The organism is Paraclostridium dentum (assembly GCF_012922555.1).
GTDB lineage: Bacteria > Bacillota > Clostridia > Peptostreptococcales > Peptostreptococcaceae > Paraclostridium > Paraclostridium dentum.
This window is the reverse complement of the sequence record NZ_WIPK01000006.1, coordinates 126,599-144,649: the sequence shown is the minus strand read 5'-3', so window position 1 is coordinate 144,649 and position 18,051 is coordinate 126,599. Positions and strand designations below refer to the sequence as shown.

The 18,051-nt window shown below is 27.0% G+C and carries 16 protein-coding genes and 1 riboswitch; of the genes, 15 read left to right on the top strand and 1 reads right to left on the bottom strand.

The window, feature by feature from the left end; genetic code table 11:
- The 12 genes from GFJ41_RS11375 to rfbH all read left to right on the top strand — a co-directional run.
- Positions 1 to 183, top strand: a 183-nt coding sequence (locus GFJ41_RS11375) for a flagellin (RefSeq protein WP_264318549.1), incomplete at its 5' end; no start/stop codon positions are given.
- Positions 184 to 376: 193 nt separating this feature from the next.
- Positions 377 to 1,183, top strand: coding sequence for a flagellin N-terminal helical domain-containing protein (locus GFJ41_RS11370; protein ID WP_085282246.1), 807 nt, complete (start codon positions 377 to 379; stop codon positions 1,181 to 1,183).
- 91 nt (positions 1,184 to 1,274) lie between these two features.
- The gene (locus GFJ41_RS11365; RefSeq protein ID WP_170075356.1) at positions 1,275 to 3,521 is read left to right on the top strand and encodes a glycosyltransferase family 2 protein; all 2,247 of its coding nucleotides are present in this window, start codon (positions 1,275 to 1,277) and stop codon (positions 3,519 to 3,521) included.
- Between the two features lie 22 nt (positions 3,522 to 3,543).
- Entirely contained in the window at positions 3,544 to 6,060 is a 2,517-nt protein-coding gene (locus GFJ41_RS11360) for a glycosyltransferase (protein ID WP_170075355.1), read from the top strand.
- A gap of 29 nt (positions 6,061 to 6,089) precedes the next feature.
- Positions 6,090 to 8,084, top strand: a complete 1,995-nt coding sequence (locus tag GFJ41_RS11355) for a glycosyltransferase (RefSeq protein ID WP_170075354.1) — start codon at positions 6,090 to 6,092, stop codon at positions 8,082 to 8,084.
- A gap of 15 nt (positions 8,085 to 8,099) precedes the next feature.
- A complete protein-coding gene (locus tag GFJ41_RS11350) occupies positions 8,100 to 9,113 on the top strand; it encodes a radical SAM/SPASM domain-containing protein (protein WP_170075353.1) in 1,014 nt (337 codons plus the stop codon).
- Between the two features lie 23 nt (positions 9,114 to 9,136).
- The gene (locus GFJ41_RS11345; RefSeq protein ID WP_170075352.1) at positions 9,137 to 10,438 is read left to right on the top strand and encodes a glycosyltransferase; all 1,302 of its coding nucleotides are present in this window, start codon (positions 9,137 to 9,139) and stop codon (positions 10,436 to 10,438) included.
- A 41-nt stretch (positions 10,439 to 10,479) separates the two neighbouring features.
- A complete protein-coding gene (locus GFJ41_RS11340) occupies positions 10,480 to 11,379 on the top strand; it encodes an NAD-dependent epimerase/dehydratase family protein (protein ID WP_170075351.1) in 900 nt (299 codons plus the stop codon).
- A gap of 8 nt (positions 11,380 to 11,387) precedes the next feature.
- A complete protein-coding gene (gene rfbC, locus GFJ41_RS11335) occupies positions 11,388 to 11,921 on the top strand; it encodes a dTDP-4-dehydrorhamnose 3,5-epimerase (protein ID WP_170075350.1) in 534 nt (177 codons plus the stop codon).
- A gap of 15 nt (positions 11,922 to 11,936) precedes the next feature.
- Positions 11,937 to 12,710, top strand: coding sequence for a glucose-1-phosphate cytidylyltransferase (rfbF, locus tag GFJ41_RS11330; protein WP_170075349.1), 774 nt, complete (start codon positions 11,937 to 11,939; stop codon positions 12,708 to 12,710).
- Positions 12,704 to 13,813, top strand: coding sequence for a CDP-glucose 4,6-dehydratase (rfbG, locus tag GFJ41_RS11325; protein WP_226890254.1), 1,110 nt, complete (start codon positions 12,704 to 12,706; stop codon positions 13,811 to 13,813). Before rfbF ends, rfbG begins: the two co-directional genes overlap by 7 nt.
- Positions 13,806 to 15,113 (top strand): lipopolysaccharide biosynthesis protein RfbH, encoded by a 1,308-nt coding sequence (gene rfbH, locus GFJ41_RS11320; RefSeq protein WP_170075348.1) that lies wholly within the window; start codon positions 13,806 to 13,808, stop codon positions 15,111 to 15,113. The genes rfbG and rfbH overlap by 8 nt, the downstream gene beginning before the upstream one ends.
- Positions 15,114 to 15,190: 77 nt before the next feature.
- Here the strand turns inward: rfbH and GFJ41_RS11315 are convergent, their stop codons facing one another.
- On the bottom strand, positions 15,191 to 16,252 hold the full coding sequence (locus tag GFJ41_RS11315) for a glycosyltransferase family 2 protein (protein ID WP_170075347.1): 1,062 nt from the start codon (positions 16,250 to 16,252) through the stop codon (positions 15,191 to 15,193).
- Between the two features lie 302 nt (positions 16,253 to 16,554).
- A riboswitch (cyclic di-GMP riboswitch) is annotated at positions 16,555 to 16,641 on the top strand.
- A 333-nt stretch (positions 16,642 to 16,974) separates the two neighbouring features.
- On the opposite strand from GFJ41_RS11315, the gene flgB reads away from it, so the two are divergent.
- From flgB to fliE, 3 genes are read left to right on the top strand one after another with little or no spacing between them, the layout of a single operon-like run.
- Positions 16,975 to 17,301, top strand: a complete 327-nt coding sequence (flgB, locus tag GFJ41_RS11310; protein WP_035115124.1) for a flagellar basal body rod protein FlgB — start codon at positions 16,975 to 16,977, stop codon at positions 17,299 to 17,301.
- Between the two features lie 4 nt (positions 17,302 to 17,305).
- A complete protein-coding gene (gene flgC / locus GFJ41_RS11305) occupies positions 17,306 to 17,710 on the top strand; it encodes a flagellar basal body rod protein FlgC (protein WP_021429648.1) in 405 nt (134 codons plus the stop codon).
- Between the two features lie 12 nt (positions 17,711 to 17,722).
- Complete coding sequence (fliE, locus tag GFJ41_RS11300) at positions 17,723 to 18,037, top strand: flagellar hook-basal body complex protein FliE (protein ID WP_021429568.1); 315 nt, start codon at positions 17,723 to 17,725, stop codon at positions 18,035 to 18,037.
- Positions 18,038 to 18,051: the final 14 nt, after the last annotated feature.

Here is an 18,051-nt window from a genome sequence, read left to right as displayed (position 1 = left end):
ACTTCTTCAAACTTAACAACTTCTACAGAAAACTTATCTGCTGCAGAGTCAAGAATAAGAGACGTAGATGTTGCTAAAGAAATGGTTACGTTATCTAAGTTAAACATATTAAACCAAGCATCTCAAGCTATGGTTTCACAAGCTAAGCAACAACCTGAGTCAGTAACTCAATTATTAAGATAATTAAACTTATATTAATAGTAAAGAGTAGAATTAAAGTTCTACTCTTTTTTTATTTTTTTAAAAAATAAAAATAAAAAAATATAAAGGTTTGGTAACTTATGCCGAATTATTATAGTGTAACAAACATTTAAGAATGTTTTTATTACAAATAAAAAGACATGGACGTCTAAAAAAACTAAGGAGAGTAAAAATCATGAGAATAAACACTAATATGAATGCTATGATAGCAACTAACCAAATGAGCAAAAACACTGCTTTATCAGGAAAATCTATGGAGAAGTTATCTACAGGATTAAGAATAACTAAAGCTGGAGATGATGCTGCAGGACTAGCTGTATCTGAAAAGATGAGAGCTCAAATAAGAGGTATGGAACAAGCAGATAGAAATGTACAAGATGGTATATCTATGGTACAAACTGCAGAAGGTGCTTTAGAAGAAGCAGGAAACATAGCTCAAAGAATGAGAGAACTTGGAGTACAAGCAGGAAATGATACATTAGGAAGTACAGACAGAGCTAAGATAAATACTGAATTAACTCAATTACAAGCTGAAATGGACAAGATAGGTAAAGAGACTAAGTTCAATGGTAAAAACTTATTAAGTGGAGCTGGAAGTTTCACAATACAAGCTGGAGCTAATGATGAAACTAGAAGCATAGAGACAATAGATTTAGTAGGTCAAGCTAATACTTTATCTGCACCTGCTTTAGCTGACAGTGCAGCGGCGCAATCATATGTAACAAAAGTAGACACTGTATTAGAAGAAATAAATACAGGAAGAGCAAAATTAGGAGCTACTCAAAATAGATTAGAGTACACTTCTTCAAACTTAACAACTTCTACAGAAAACTTATCTGCTGCAGAGTCAAGAATAAGAGACGTAGATGTTGCTAAAGAAATGGTTAAGTTATCTAAGTTAAACATATTAAATCAAGCATCTCAAGCTATGGTTGGACAAGCTAAGCAACAACCTGAGTCAGTAACTCAATTATTAAGATAGTTGATTCAAAAATATTAAATTTGAAATTAAGGGGTAAAGTATATGCTTTACTCTTTATTTTTAAATTTAATTAGAAAAAGAGAGGTAAATAATGTTATTAAGTATTGTAATGATGATCAAAAACGAAGAAAGATACTTAGATAAAACCTTATGCTCGTTAATTCCATTAATGGATGAAATAGATAGTGAACTTATAATATTAGACACAGGGTCTACAGATTCAAGTATAGAAATAGCAAAAAAGTATACAAATAAGGTTTTTAATGAAAGTTGGAGCAATGATTTTGCACAAATGAGAAATAAATCTATTAGTTATGCCACTGGAGATTGGATTTTAATATTAGATGCAGACGAACAGCTAACAGATTATATAAAGTTAAAAGAGTTTTTCAACTCTAATCTACATTTAAAATATAATTCAGCAACTATAATATTAAAAAATATATTTTCTCAAGATGAAACGTCATACAATATATCACCTATGATTAGGTTATTTAAGCATGATGATGAGTTTGGATATAGAGGGGCTATACATGAACAACCTATATTTAAAGGACCTACATTTAATGGAGTAGCAAACTTCAATCATTATGGTTATTTATTTGAAGATGAAGAAATTAGACAATTAAAAGATAATAGAAATAAAAAAATACTTCTAAAAGAAATAGAGCAAAACCCAAATGATCCATACTTAAATTATCAATTAGGAAAACAATATATTATATCAGCTAATTATGAAGATGCACTTCACTATATGGAAAAAGGATATAAAATATATGAATCTATTGGATATATACCAATATTTGTGACTTTGGACTTAGTCAGTTTATATATAGATCTAACTGAGTTTAACAAGTGTGAGAAGTTATGTTTAAGATATATAAAAAAAGATAATAAAAATATAGATATTTATTATTATCTTGCCCTTAGTCAGAAAAATTTAAAAAAATACAAACAAAGTATAGAAAATTATAATCGATATATTTATTTAATAGAAAATTATGATATAACAACTCAAGCTAATGAGTCGGAATGTAATTCGGATACATTAATGTATAAAGACAAATGTAAAATTAATATTTTAGATAATTATTATAAATTAGAGATGTATGAAAAAATTTTAGAAATGATAGATGATGTTAGTGAGTGTGTTCTTGAAGAGTCGTATCTAGTTATATTCATGAGTTTGTATAAGTTGAACAAACAAGATAGGCTTTTGGATATATATAATGGCGTTTCTGACTCTAAAGTACAAAGTAATAAATTTAAGATAGCTGTTGAAGTTATTTTAAATCGTATAAAAGAAAATGATAGAAGTGAATTTTACAAATTATTATCAAATATAGACGGAAGTTATGGAATTTTAAATAAAGTTCGATTAGGAAATACGTTGAGTAAACAAAAATACAATGAAATCCTGAAAGATGAAAATGAAGTTTATTATGGTGATATATTATACTATGGAGCAAAACAAGGTATAGGAATATTAGAGCTACTAGATGATATAAGCTATTTAAAATCAAAGCAATATATTGACTATATAGTTAAGAATAGAAGAGATTGCATAATAAATTTATTTGATTACTTAGTATCTGAAGCAAATACATTAGATATAAAAAAAGTTCAAATATTTAGTTGTTTATCTAAATCTTTATTGACAAATGGAGGATTAGTAAAAGAAAAACGCAAATTATTATTTCATATGTATATTAATTATACATATGAAAGTATAAAGTTAACATATAACCAAGCATTAAGTGATGAAGAAATTATAAGTCTTTTGAGAGATGATGAAGACGAATTTGTTTTTGATATTCAAAATATCCTTAATCTTAGAAATGTAGATGAATTAGAATATATAAGAAGTTTAAAGCGATTAATTATTAAATATCAATCTCATAAAAAAAATATTCAAATTTTGATTGATGAATTTGAAACATCATTAAAAGAAAGTAATGAATTGAAAGAATTAAAAATAAAGTATAAATCTATAATTGAAAATAGTATTAGTAATGGTGATTTTAAAGCCGGTGAAACGATGATAAAAGAGTATATGACAATTTTTAAAGAAGACGATGAAGAAATATTAAATATGAAAGCTATTATATCTATTATGAATAATGAATTTGAAAATGCAGAGAAACTGTTGAAGAAATCGTGGATTTTGAATAGTGTCAACTATAATACTATATTTAATATAGGATATTTACATGAAATACTAGGAAATACACAAGAATCTATGAGATTTTATGAAGTAATTGTGAATAGATGCAAAGATGATGAAATAGTTTTAGATGCAAAAGAAAAAGTAAGTCAATATAAAACACATAAGGATTAAGCTATACTTTTAGGAGGAACAAATGTTAATAGATATAGTTTTAGGGTATGCAGAAGGAAAAGGTGGATTAGAAGATGTAATATCCACTCTCAGTAGAGAATTGATTAAAAGAGGACATAGAGTTAGGATATTTCAAGCATATAAACCTATATATACGGAATGGATAGAATCACTAGATGAAATATATTTTTTTAGCGATAAACATAGGATGGAGTATGATGATGAAGATACGTTGGCAAAACGTTATAAAAAAATGATTTTAGAAATGGGAGAAGCGGATGTTATTTTAGCTACTCACTCTCCAAAACTAAGTTATATTTGTTACAAAGCGGTTGAGTTTTTGAAAAATAATAGACCTAAAATACTATCTTGGTTACATGGAAATCCATCGTATTATGGAAGAGAGCACTTGCTAAAATATGCAGATGCACATCTAGCAATATCTAGTCAAATAGGAAATGACATAAAAAATTATATAAAAAGTGATAAACCTATATATTATATATCTAACCCTGTTAATATAGAGGGGTTTAGAAAAATAAATATTAAAAAGGATAAGTTAAAATTAGTTTATTTAGGCAGATTATCTAATAAGGAAAAAAGATTAGATGTAATGTTTAATGCATTAAACTTACTAGATTTTGAATGGAATTTAAATATTATTGGTTGTGGGAAAGATGAAAAAAAATTAAAGCTATTAGCTAAAGATTTAGGGATAGATAAAAATATTATATGGCATGGATGGAAGGATGATCCTTGGCAAATTTTAAACTCTGCGACAGCATTGGTTTTAACATCAGACACAGAAGGGTTTGGACTTGTTATGGTTGAAGCCTTAGGTAGAGGTATTCCAGTTATATCTACAGATACATCTGGGGCAAGAGATATAGTAATAGATGGTTATAACGGATGGATGTTTAATAGAGGAGATTTTAAACAGTTAAGTAAAATCCTTATAGATTTAAATTATAAAAATAAACTTATTAATCCAGAAAATTGTATAAATTCTGTACAAAAATTTAGTACAGATAGTGTTATAGATAAAGTTGAAAATATACTTGAATATTATAATAAAGATGGAGAATATCAAAAACTTATAGAAAATACAAAAGAAAATATAAAATTATTAATAGAAGGCAATGAAATTGATGAAGCTAAAAATTTAATATATGAATACAAAAAGCTAATGAAATCTGATGGCGATATATGTAATTTTGAAGCTATTATAAGCACCATGGAAGGGGAATATTTTAAAGCGTATGAGTTATTAAATCATGGGATTACAAAATATGAACTAAATATAGATTCGATTTTTAATTTAGCTTATATATGCAGTTCAATTAACAAAGCTGATGAAGCCATAGAATATTTAAATTATGTTTTAGTGAATTCAGAGGATGAAGAGTTGCTTAAAGAGGTAGAACTTCAACTAGATACTATATATAGAAAAATAATAAAATCGAATAATATAAAAAAAGATTTTATTATAGATATTGTAATTTATAGCGTTGGAGGTAGAGGTGGAACTGAAAATGCTATTATCACTACAACTAAAGAACTAAGAAAAAGAGGTTATAGGGTAAGGATTTTTCAAGCTCATAAAACTAAATGTTTAGAGTGGGAAAATGGATTTGAGGAACTTTATACTTATGGAAAAAGTAGTTGTTTAGAAAATGACACTTTAGAAGACTTAGCTTTAGGTTATAGAGAAGAACTTTCTAAATTAGGCAAACCTGATGTGATAATTGCAGCCCATCAACCTTCATTAAGTGGAATATGTAGATTTGCTATTGAAGGTCAATATAATAATCAACCTAAGATTATTTCTTGGATACATTCAGATCCAAAATTTATGGGAAGTAATCATTTGTTAAAGTATAGTGATGCACATATGAGTGTATCTAAATTTATAGCTAAAGGTATAAGAGATTTAACCGATTCTTATAATATATGCTTAGTAGGGAATCCAGTAGAGCAAAGAAGTTTAAATTTAGTAAAAAGAGATAGTGATAAGCTAAATCTATTATATATAGGCAGATTAGAAAATACTTTCAAAAGAATCGATGTACTATTAAAAGCTGCTAGCTTAATAAAGACAGATTGGGAGCTAACTATAATTGGAAGCGGTGAGCATGAAGCAGATTTAAAATTACTATCTAAAAAATTAGGAATAGAAAAGAATATTAAATGGTTAGGTTGGATAGAGAAACCTTGGGAAGTAATAGATAAATCTACTGCATTAGTATTAACCTCGAATTCGGAAGCGTTTGGATTGGTTTTAGTCGAAGCACTACAAAGAGGATTACCAGTTATTTCGAGTGATTGTGAAGGTCCTAAGGATATTATTAAAAGCCATAAAAATGGGTTTGTATTTGAACGTGGTAATTATCATCAACTTGCAAATATATTTAATGGTATTTCAGATAAAAGTATAGATTTACCTGACTATGAAGAATGCATTAAATCTGTAGAAAAATACAGGATTGGTCATGTTGTTGATAAAATTGAAGCATATCTATTAAATGAGATTTCAAAATAAAACACATAAAGATTAAATGGAGATAATTTATGTTGAATGTAATAAAAAATGAACTAATGAAAAATAATTTAGAATTGGCACTAAACTTAATATTAGAAAATGAGCAGATATACAAAGATAATGTTGAATTTATAAACTTAAAATCTATTTTATGTATAAAGGCAGAAGAATATGAAATAGCTATAAATCATTTAGAGTCTGCGATGAGTTTGGATAGTTATAATGTAGATATAAATTATAACTTAGCATATGTGAATTACAAAATAGGTAATATTGAAAAGAGTATAGAATTATATAAAAAAGTACTCGAGTTAGGCGACGATGAAATTGTAACTGAGGTTATAGATTTTGTAAATAGTAAAGAATATTTTGGCTTTATACGAAACTATGTAATTAATTTAATAAATGAAAAAAAATTAAGCTTAGCAATGGAATTTGTAAACAAAGTTAAAACATTAGTAGATGGATTAAACTTAGCAGAATTAAAAAATATTATTTTAAGTGAAGTTGGAATTGATGAGAATATGGAAGTGTGCAACAATTCAGACATAAAAATATTAGATACTATACTGACTGATAAACTTGATGTTCCAGATGATATTATACAATCAAGATCCGATATTAATAGCAAAAAAAATAGACCGCTCGTAAGTCTTGCTATATTAGGGTATAACAAATTAGAAGAATACACTAAAAAGTGTGTTGAAAGTGTATTGAAATATACAAAGGATGTTGATTACGAACTAATTCTAGTAGATAATGGATCAACAGATGGAACATATGAATATTTTAAAAGTGTTGACTATGATAGAAAGAAGATAATAAAAATAACTAAAAATATAGGTGTAGGGTATCCAACATCATATATATTCGATGAGTTAAAAGGAAAATACATAATGTGTTTGCCTAACGATATAATTGTAACTAAAAACTGGTTATCAAATATGATAAAGTGCGCAGAATCAGATGATAGGATAGGTATGATAAATCCTGTTTTAGATAATGTAACAAATTGTCAATCTGTAGATTTAAATTATACAGATATAGAAGATATGCAAAAAAAAGCAGCTAATTTTAATAAATCAAATCCAAGACTATGGAATGAGCGATTAAAATTAATAACATTAGGTTCACTATTTAGAAAGGACTGTATAGATGTTATAGGTATAACTGATTATGGTTTTATACATCATTATGCAGATGATGATATAAGTTTCAGAGTTAGAAGAGCTGGATATAAGGCTGTTTTATGCAAAGATACATTTATTAGTCATATTGGAAAAACTCTAGATAAAGGAAGAGATATAGAAAATATAGGATTAACTAGAGGAAATGAATTTTTTACTAAAAAATATTATGGAATAAATTCATTGGATGCTATGAACTATGAAACAAACTTACTATCATTAATTGATGATGAAATATGTGAAATAAAAAACTATAAAACTTTGGGAATAGATACTTTATGTGGAACACCTATATTGGAACTTAAAAATAAATTAAGAGAAAATGGAATATTTAATACAGAATTATATGCATTTTCAACAGAGGCTAAATATTGGACAGATTTAAACACTATATGTGATGACGTAAAAGTAGACAGAATTGAATATATATGTGAGTATTACAATGTTAAATTTGATTATATCATCTTAGGTATTGATTTAAATAATTATAAGGATGCATATAAATTGTTAAATAATTTAATGAGAATGGTAGAAGATAATGGGTCAATTTTAATAAAAGTTAAAAATTGTAATAACATAAAATCATTGTTACAAAGTATTAGAGTATACAAAGATTATGAAAAGCAATTCACAAATAATATCAATATAGATATATTAAACCAACAAATAGTAAGTAAAGGATATAGAATAGAGTCAATAAGCGGTGAATTAATTAAATTTGATTCTGAAGAAAAAGAATACCTAGAAAACTTATTAAAAGATATGAATATATCTATAGAGCAAGATTCTAATATGTTTATAGAAACGTATTTAGTTAAAATAAAAAAAGAGATATAAAAAGGAGACATTAATATGAAAGCAATAATAAAACCAGCATATGTAAAAGAAAGACTAAAATTAGGAGAAGCTTTACCTTTGTCTACACCATACAGATTGACTATATCACCAATACAATTATGCAACTTTAAGTGTTTTTATTGTACACACTCATTAGATAGAGAAGAAGTTAAAAAAACTGGCTTTAAATTTTCAACTATGAAATACGAGGAATTTGTAAAATTAGCAGATCAATTTAGAGAATTTCCTGAAAAAATTAAGTTAATTGTGTTTTCTGGAATGGGAGAACCTTTATTAAATAAGGATTTTCCTAAGATGGTAAAATATTTAAAGGATAATGATTTGGCTGATAGAGTAGAGGTATATACTAATGCCTCTTTACTAAATGAAGAGATTACACACAAATTAGTAGATGCAGGATTGGATAGTCTTAAAATATCAATACAAGGTCTTGACTCTGATAAATATAAAGAAGTTTGTGGATTTGACTTGGATTATGATAAATTTATGAATAATATAAAGTATTTTTATGAAAATAAAAAGCAATGTAAAATGTATATAAAGATTATCGATGCAATGTTAAAAGAAGGAGAAGATAAAAAGTTCTATGAAATGTTTGGTAATATTTGTGATGAAATTTTTATAGAACATTTAAGTGACTGTCAACCTCTTACAGGAAATTGTGAAGGAAAAGTTGACGCAGGATTTACTATGTATAATGATGTTGCTAAATTCTCTAAAATATGCCCTTTATTGTTCTACACGTTATATGTAGATGTAGAATGTAATATATATCCATGTGTTACTCTTGGATTACCAGCTAGATTTGCAGTGGATAATATAAAAAATAGATCCATAGCTGAGATATGGAATGGCGAAGAAATTAGACAATTAAGGATAGAACATTTAAAAGGCAATAAATGTAAGCAAGATGTATGTGCAACATGCGGGAATATGACAGCGATGTATCATGAAGAAGATGACCTTGATGAATATAGTGAAATCTTATTAAAAAAATATAGTAAATAAATTCTGTTAAAGTAGGTACTAAAATGAAAAAAGTTTTACATATAACTACGCATATGGGTGGAGGAGTAGGAAAGGTTTTATCTGGAATTTCATCATATGCAAATAAATATAGTGAAAAATACATACATAAAATAATACTTCTAGAAAAACCTCAAAAAATGAATTTTATAAATATATGTCGTGAATCAGGTGTAGAAGTTAAAATTTGTGAAAGTTTTGATGAAGCATATGATGAAATTAGAAGATCTGATATAACTCAAATAGAGTGGTGGAATCATCCTAAAATGTCTGAATTTATGGCTGATTTTCCTAAAATAAAGACAAGACTTATTATATGGGCTCATATATCTGGATGTTCATATCCAAATATTCCACCTGAATTTATAAAAATACCTAGTAAGTTTTTATTTACATCTGAATATTCATATGAAAATCCTACTTGGAGTGAGTCAGAACGAGAGTATATTAAAAAAAATACTAGAGCAATAAATAGTTCTGGTGGATTTGAAAAGATAGAAGAGAAAAAACTGATAAATCATTATGGATTTAACATAGGATATATAGGAACTTTAAATTATAGTAAATTAAATGATCAGTTTTATAAATATTATAAATCTATAGATATTGAAGATGTTAAATTTACAATTATTGGAGACATAGAAAACTCTAAAAATATTATTAGCGATTTAAAAAATTCAAATTTATATGACAAATCTATCATTAAGGATTATGTTGACGATGTAGGAGAAGAAATGAAAAACTTTGATGTTTTTTCATACTTATTAAATAAAGAGCATTTTGGTACCACAGAAAATATATTATTAGAAGCTATGGCCATGGGGTTGCCGGTTATATGTATAAACCAATGTGCTGAGAAGTTTTTAATTAACAATATGGAAACTGGTATATTAATTAATACAGTTGAAGAATATAAAAATGCTATAAATTACTTATATGAAAATCCTGAAAATGCAAAGATTATGGGACAAAAAGCTAAAGAATTTGTTCAAAATAAATTTTCTGTAAAAAATACTGTAAATAATCTTCACAGTGTATATGATGATATATTAAAAAATAGCAAACAAATATATGATTTTAGTGATGTAATAGGTAATAAGCCTTATGAGTGGTTTTTTAATTTCTTAGGAGCATATAAAAAATTTTTCTATACAATGTCGAAAAACAATGAAAAAACAGAAGTAGATTATAGAATAAAAATCAATTTAGATATACTAAAAGAAAAAAATAAAAGTTCTATATATCAATTTTTAAGATATTATCCAAATGATGAGATTTTAAAATATTGGAGTAAAATTTTAGAGTAGATTAATATTCTACTCTATTGATTTAACTTAAGGAGATTATTATGAATATAGTTGTAAGTGGAGCTACTGGATATATAGGCTCAAATTTAGTTAGAAAATTAAGCTCATTAGGGCATAAAATATGCATTATATCAAGAGAAGACTCTAAAGTAGAACAATTTAATGATATAAAAAATCAAATAAAAATATATCAGTTTAATGGTAAAACTGAAGCGTTATGTAATGCTTTTTGTGAACTTAACCCTGATATAGTTATACATTTAGCATCTTTGTTTGTATCAGAGCATGATAGCAGTCAAATTGAAGATTTAATTAATTCTAATTTACGTTTTTCTACTCAACTAATGGAAGCTTCCATTAAGTCAAATGTAAAATACTTTATTAACACAGGAACTCAATGGCAAAATTACAATTCAGAAAAATATAATCCGGTAAATTTATATGCAGCTACTAAGCAGGCTTTTGATAGTATATGTAAATATTATCTTGAGATTTCGGATATAAAAATGTTAACAATAAAACTTCCAGACACTTATGGGGTGGATGATCCAAGGCACAAAATTATAAATTTATTAATTGATGCTTATAAATCCTGCAAAACTTTAGATATGTCAAAAGGAGAGCAAGAAATAGCATTATTATATATTGATGATGTTATAAATGCATTTTTAATAGCAATTGAAAAAATTCAAAGTAATATATGCAAGAAAAAAACAGAATTCTTAGCGCTTCCTAGTGAAATATATTCTTTAAAAGATACGGTATCAATATTTGAAAAAATTACTGAATGTAAATTAGATATAAATTGGGGAAAAAGGCCGTATAGAAAAAGAGAAATGATGAATGTATACATAGATCAAGAAAATATTTTAGAGGATGTTAAAACTGTTTCTTTACAAGAAGGAATAAAAAAAATTTTAATTAGTATAGAAGACAAGTAGGAGCAAATATGTATAAAATTATAAAAACTGAGTTAGTTGGATGCATGCAGATTATACCTAACATATTTAATGATAAAAGAGGAAAATCTTTAAAAACATATCATAAAACTACATTTAAAAAATTAGGTATAGTAGAAGATTTTAAAGAAGATCTAATAGTAACATCTAATAAAGGAGTCTTAAGGGGATTGCATTTTCAGAAAAAACCATATGAGCAGAGCAAACTGGTATATTGTTTAAAAGGTAGTGTATTAGATGTAGTATTGGACATTAGAAAAAATTCAAATACATATGGAAAGTATATATGCATAAATTTAAGTGGAGACAAAGGAAATATGATATATATTCCAGCGGGATTTGCACATGGATATCTATCACTAGAAGATAACTCTATAGTAGGGTATAAAATGTCACAAGAATATAATCCAGAATATGAAGATGGCATAAAGTGGGATTCACTTGACATTCCTTGGAACATAGAAAATCCTATTATCTCAGATAGAGATAAGATATTTAAAAGTTTTATAGACTATAAAGAGTAAAAGAAGAGGTGTAATATGAAATTAGTAATTCTAGCAGGTGGATATGGTAGCAGATTAGGAGAAGTTACTAATATAATACCGAAGCCTATGGTAGAAATAGGTGGGAAACCTATTTTATGGCATATAATGAAAATTTATTCTCATTATGGAATAAAAGACTTTGTTATTTGTTTAGGGTATAAAGCTAATGTTATAAAAGATTATTTCTTAAATTATGATAATAGGAATAATGATTTTACTATAGAAATAGGTAGTGGAAATGTAGAATTCCATTCTAATCATGATGAATATGATTGGAAGGTTACATTAGTTGATACAGGGGTAGATTCTCTAAAAGGTGCTAGATTGAAAAAAGTAGAAAAGTACTTAGATGATGATGTGAATTTACTAACGTATGGAGATGGTTTAGCTAATATAAATATAAATGAACTTATAAACTTTCATAATAAACTAAATAAAACAATTACAATATCTGGAGTACATCCTCCAGCTAGATTTGGAGAGCTTATTTCAAAAGGAGATATTTTAAGTAGTTTCGAAGAAAAATCTCAAACATCACAAGGTATGATCAACGGTGGATACATGGTATTTAATAAAAAATTATTGAACTATTTAACTGAAGATGATTCTTGTGATCTAGAATATGGTGTATTTGAACAATTGGCTCAAATGGGTGAGATATCTGTATATAAACATGATGGCTTGTGGGCTTGCATGGATAATGAAAGAGATATGTATAACTTAAATAGACTTTGGAAAGAAGGAAATGCATTTTGGAAGATATGGTAATGGAGACGTGTTTTAATAATATATATAAAGATAAAGTTGTTTTAGTAACGGGTCATACCGGATTTAAAGGTTCATGGTTAACAATTTGGTTAGAGTTGCTAGGAGCAAAAGTTATAGGATACTCTCTTGAACCTAATACAAATCCTAGCTTATTCAAAGTATGTGAGTTGGAAAATGATATAGTGAGTATAATTGGGGATATAAGGGATGAGAAAAATTTATATAGTGTTATAGAAAAATATAAACCGGAAATAGTATTTCACATGGCAGCACAGCCATTAGTAAGAGATTCATATGAAAACCCTAAAGAAACATATGAAATAAATGTTATGGGATGTATTTCATTGTTTGAAGCAATTAGAAAAACAAAATCTGTAAAAACTATAGTTAATATAACTACAGATAAATGCTATGAAAATAAAGAATGGGTTTATGGATATAGAGAAAATGATCCTATGGGGGGATATGATCCTTACAGTTCAAGTAAAGCTTGTGTAGAACTGCTTACTAATTCTTATAGGAAAAGTTTCTTTGAAGATAAAGGCATTGATATATCAACTGTAAGGGCTGGAAATGTAATTGGAGGAGGTGATTGGGCAAAGGATAGATTGATTCCGGATATTGCTAAAAGTATAATCTCAAACAATGATATATGTATAAGAAATCCTAATGCAATAAGACCGTGGCAACATGTATTAGAGCCATTGTCTGGATATCTATGGCTAGGAGCCTTAATGATAGAAGGAAACAACAACTACTCAGATGGTTGGAATTTTGGACCTGAAAGTGTAGATATATTAAGTGTTAAAGAAATTTTGGATTTGACAATTGGAATATGGGGGCACGGAAGTTATGCATTAGACTTAAGTAAAAATGTGCATGAAGCGAACCTATTAAAACTTGATATAAGCAAAGCTAAATCAAAATTGGGTTGGAGGCCTTTGTATAATTCCAATCAAGCAATAGCAGAGACGGTGGAGTGGTATAAAACCTATTATCAAGATTCTAATATAAATATGAAAAAATTCACTATAAATCAAATAAAAAAATATGTAAAATATGCAGAAAAAAGCAATATTATATGGAGTGGATCTAATGACTAATAATAAAAGAAATCAGATACTAGATTTATCGAAATCTTATTTTAAAGAAAGCATAGGTAAAAACAAAATTATACCTGGGAAAGATTATATACCTGCATCAGGAAAAGTTATAGATGAAACAGACTTAACCAATTTGATAGATTCATCACTTGATATGTGGTTAACAAGTGGAAGGTATGGTGAAATGTTTGAAGATGAATTTCCGAAACAAATAGGGGCTAAATATTGCTCTTTAGTAAATTCGGGATCTTCTGCAAACTTAGTTGCATTTACTGCTTTAACTTCACATAAACTAGGAGAAAAAAGATTAAAAAAAGGTGATGAAATAATAACTGTAGCAGCAGGATTTCCTACAACAGTTTCACCTATAATACAAAATGGAATGGTACCTGTATTTATAGATGTTGACCTAGATACATATGATTACAGTGAAGATGAGATAGAAAAAGCTATATCAAAAAAAACTAGAGCTATTTTTATGGCACATACATTAGGAAATCCATTTAATCTAGAAAAAGTAATGGAATTAGCAAATAAATACGATTTATGGGTTATAGAAGATTGTTGTGATGCATTAGGAGCTAAATATAATGGAGAATATGTAGGTAATATAGGACATATAAGTACTTTTAGTTTTTACCCGGCACATCATATAACTATGGGTGAAGGTGGAGCTGTAGTAACTAATAATATAAATCTACATAAAATTATAAGATCTATAAGAGATTGGGGACGAGATTGTGTGTGTCCACCAGGAAAAGATAATATATGTAAGCATAGATTTAGTCAAAAACATGGAGATTTACCAGAAGGGTATGATCATAAATATGTATATTCTCATTTAGGGTATAACTTAAAAGTAACTGACATGCAAGCGGCCATAGGTGTATCTCAACTTAAAAAATTAGATTCATTTATTTCAAAAAGGAACACTAATTTTGATAAGTTATATGATGGACTTAATAGTTTAAATGAGTACATTATTTTACCTAAGAAAACTAAAAATAGTGAACCTAGTTGGTTTGGATTTCCAATAACATTGAAAGAAAATCAGTATAATAGAAATGAATTAGTTAATTTTTTAGAAAGAAATAAAATTGGGACAAGATTATTATTCGCTGGTAATATGATCAAGCAACCTGCATTTACAGAAAATGAGTATGATTATAGAGTTGTTGGGGATTTAAAAAATACTGATATGGTTATGAATAATACATTTTGGATTGGGTTATGGCCAGGAATAAATGACACTCATATAGAATATATAGTTTCTAAATTCTATGAGTTTTTCAAAAAATAAAGTTTATACAAAATATAAATTAAAAAATAAAGGTCTGAACTGTATCTAATATTAGTTCAGACTTTTATTTTATAGGACTATTTTAACTTATTCATTGCAGGCATATAATGATAAGAAGCTGCGAGTTTATAATATTTAAAAGCCAAGTTTTGATTTTTAGAAAGCTCATAAAATAAACCAAGGTTGAATGCTGATAAATAATTTCCTGTTCCTTCTACAATTTCAAATCCATTAGACTCGCTAAGATTAAGTGCATTTATGTAACATTTATCTATATACTGAAAATAATTTATATACTTATCGGTGTTATATGCTACAGCTTCTGTGAAAAGTACACCGCATATAAAATAAAAATCACAGCAATTTTTCATATCATCAAATACACTATCAATTACATTAAGTCCTTTTTTAAAATCTTTTAATTTAGTTAAATTATATAGATAAAGAACTATACCATCATATATAAAATTTGAATTATAAAAGGAAATATTATTAAAAAAATTATCAAAATAATAAGAAGCCTCAGTATACATTTTATTAGAATAGTAAGTTTTTGCTATTTGGTAAGATAAATATAAATCATTTTTATTACTTTTAAATTCATTTAATAGCAAATTTATGTTGCGATCAAACTTATTAGTATTTAAATACCCATCATGTTCTATGCATATGGGTAATTTTATTCGAGGATAATTCGAATTAATTTGTTCGTGTATACTGCCTTTAAAATAAACTTGATTTGGAATAAAGCGTGAAATGAAATCTATAGATTTTCTAACTTCACCATCTTGCTCAAATGTATTTAATATTTTTATTTGACCTATAAAATTAGAAGTAGAATTTATCGTGTTATATATTGTATTTAAATCAATATGTGTTATAAATTCGTCAGCATCTAAAATTAAATTCCAGTCTCCGCTAGATTGTCTAATAGCAAAGTTTCGTGCATCAGAAAAGTTATTATTCCATTCATAGTCAAATATTTTAGCTCCAAATTCTAAAGCTATTTCTTTTGTTTTATCTATAGAACCAGTATCAACAACTATTATTTCATTAACAAAGTTTTTAACAGATTCTAGACAACGTCTAATTTTCAATTCTTCGTTTTTTGTAATCATAACTAAACTTAAAGTTTTCAATTTTTTTCCTCCTGTGCAATGTATATATGAATAAATCTTAGTATATCAGAAAAAAATTGGTAAAATTTATAAAATTGCTAAATGAAATAAAAATATAAAAAAAATTTATAAATTTCAAAAAAACTATACAGTTTTAAATTAAAATGCCGATTATTAAACTAAATGAGAAGCTTTTGCAAATTAATGTAGAATAATGAATTATTATGTTATAAAAAAATCAAATTTTAGAATTATTCAAAATAAAAGTAAAAGCTTGAAATAAGTAACAATTTGGTATAAAATGTAAGTGTAAGTCGAAAAATGATATTTAAGGGCAAAACTAGGGAAATCTAGCTACGCAAAACTATAGGGGCTAAGGCTTTAAAAAGCTATGCTTGCCAGTTACCGAAGAGTTAATAAAACTTTTTGTTATCATTGCTAATATTAAAATTGTAAAATTAAAGCAAAGAGATACTAAAAAATTTTAAGAAAATCTATAAAATCATATAAATATATATTGGTGAAGTGTGTATATTTTTAAAATACATAAAATTTACATATACTTTTGTTATAAAAATCATTTTTGAAAAAGTTCACAATATAGTTATGTCTATGATTAATTTTCTTATTTTGTTTTAATTTTCAAATAACAAATTAGTAATAATATTCTATAAAAGTGATGAACTACTCTTTCAGAGTAGTTTTTTTAATTCTAAAAAACATTTTAAGCATTGGAGGGGAAAATGGAAGTTTACAATTTACTAAAATCAGGATTAGATGCAACAGAATTAAGAAGTAGAGTTATTGCTAATAACATTGCAAATATTAATACTCCAAATTACAAGAGAAAATATGTAGAGTTTGAAAATACACTAAAAGAGTCTATGGATAAAAATACTAAGCCTGAGATAAAAACAGATACATCATCAAAAGTCAGAGAAGATGGTAATAACATTGACTTAGAAAATGAAAAAGTTAACCAGGCGGCTACAACTCTTGAATATAACGCACTTATAACTTTGACGAATATAAAACTAGGGATGAGTAGAAGTGTAATAACAGGGAGGTAAGTAAATGAGCATTTTTTCAGGAATGAGAATAAGTGCAAGTGCACTTTCGGCAGAGCGATTAAGAATGGATGTTGTTTCATCAAACATAGCTAATATGAAAACAACTAGGACACCTGAGGGCGGAGCTTATAGACGAAAAGTGCCTGTATTTGAAGAAAATTATGATAAAAAATTAGGGATGCTAGGCGTGAAATCAGTAGCTATAGAGGAGGATAAATCTCCACTAAGAAAATTATATGAACCAAATAACCCAGATGCAGATGCCCAAGGTTATGTGGAGTATCCAAATGTAGATATTTTAGTTGAGATGACGGATTTAATGACAGCATCTAGATCTTATGAATCAAATATAGATACATTGAATGCACAAAAAAGTATGATTTCAAAAGCTTTAGAAATAGGTAGGTAAAAGGAGTAGTTTATGAGTGGAATAAGTACTATAAATGCAATAAACAATATAGCAACAAATAACAATTTACTTACGGGAGCTAGTAACACAGGAAAAGTTGAAAAAGAAAATAACTTTGGAGATGTAATAAAAGAAGCATTAGATAAAGTTAATGATAAGCAGGTACAATCAAATCAAAAAATTCAAGACCTTATAAAAGGAGAAAATGTCTCTATGCATGATGTGATGTTGTCAGCTCAAGAAGCGCAATTGTCAATGCAGTTGATGATTGAGGTTAGAAACAAGATATATGAAGCTTATCAAGAGCTAAATAGAGTCCAATTATAACTTCATAGCAAGGA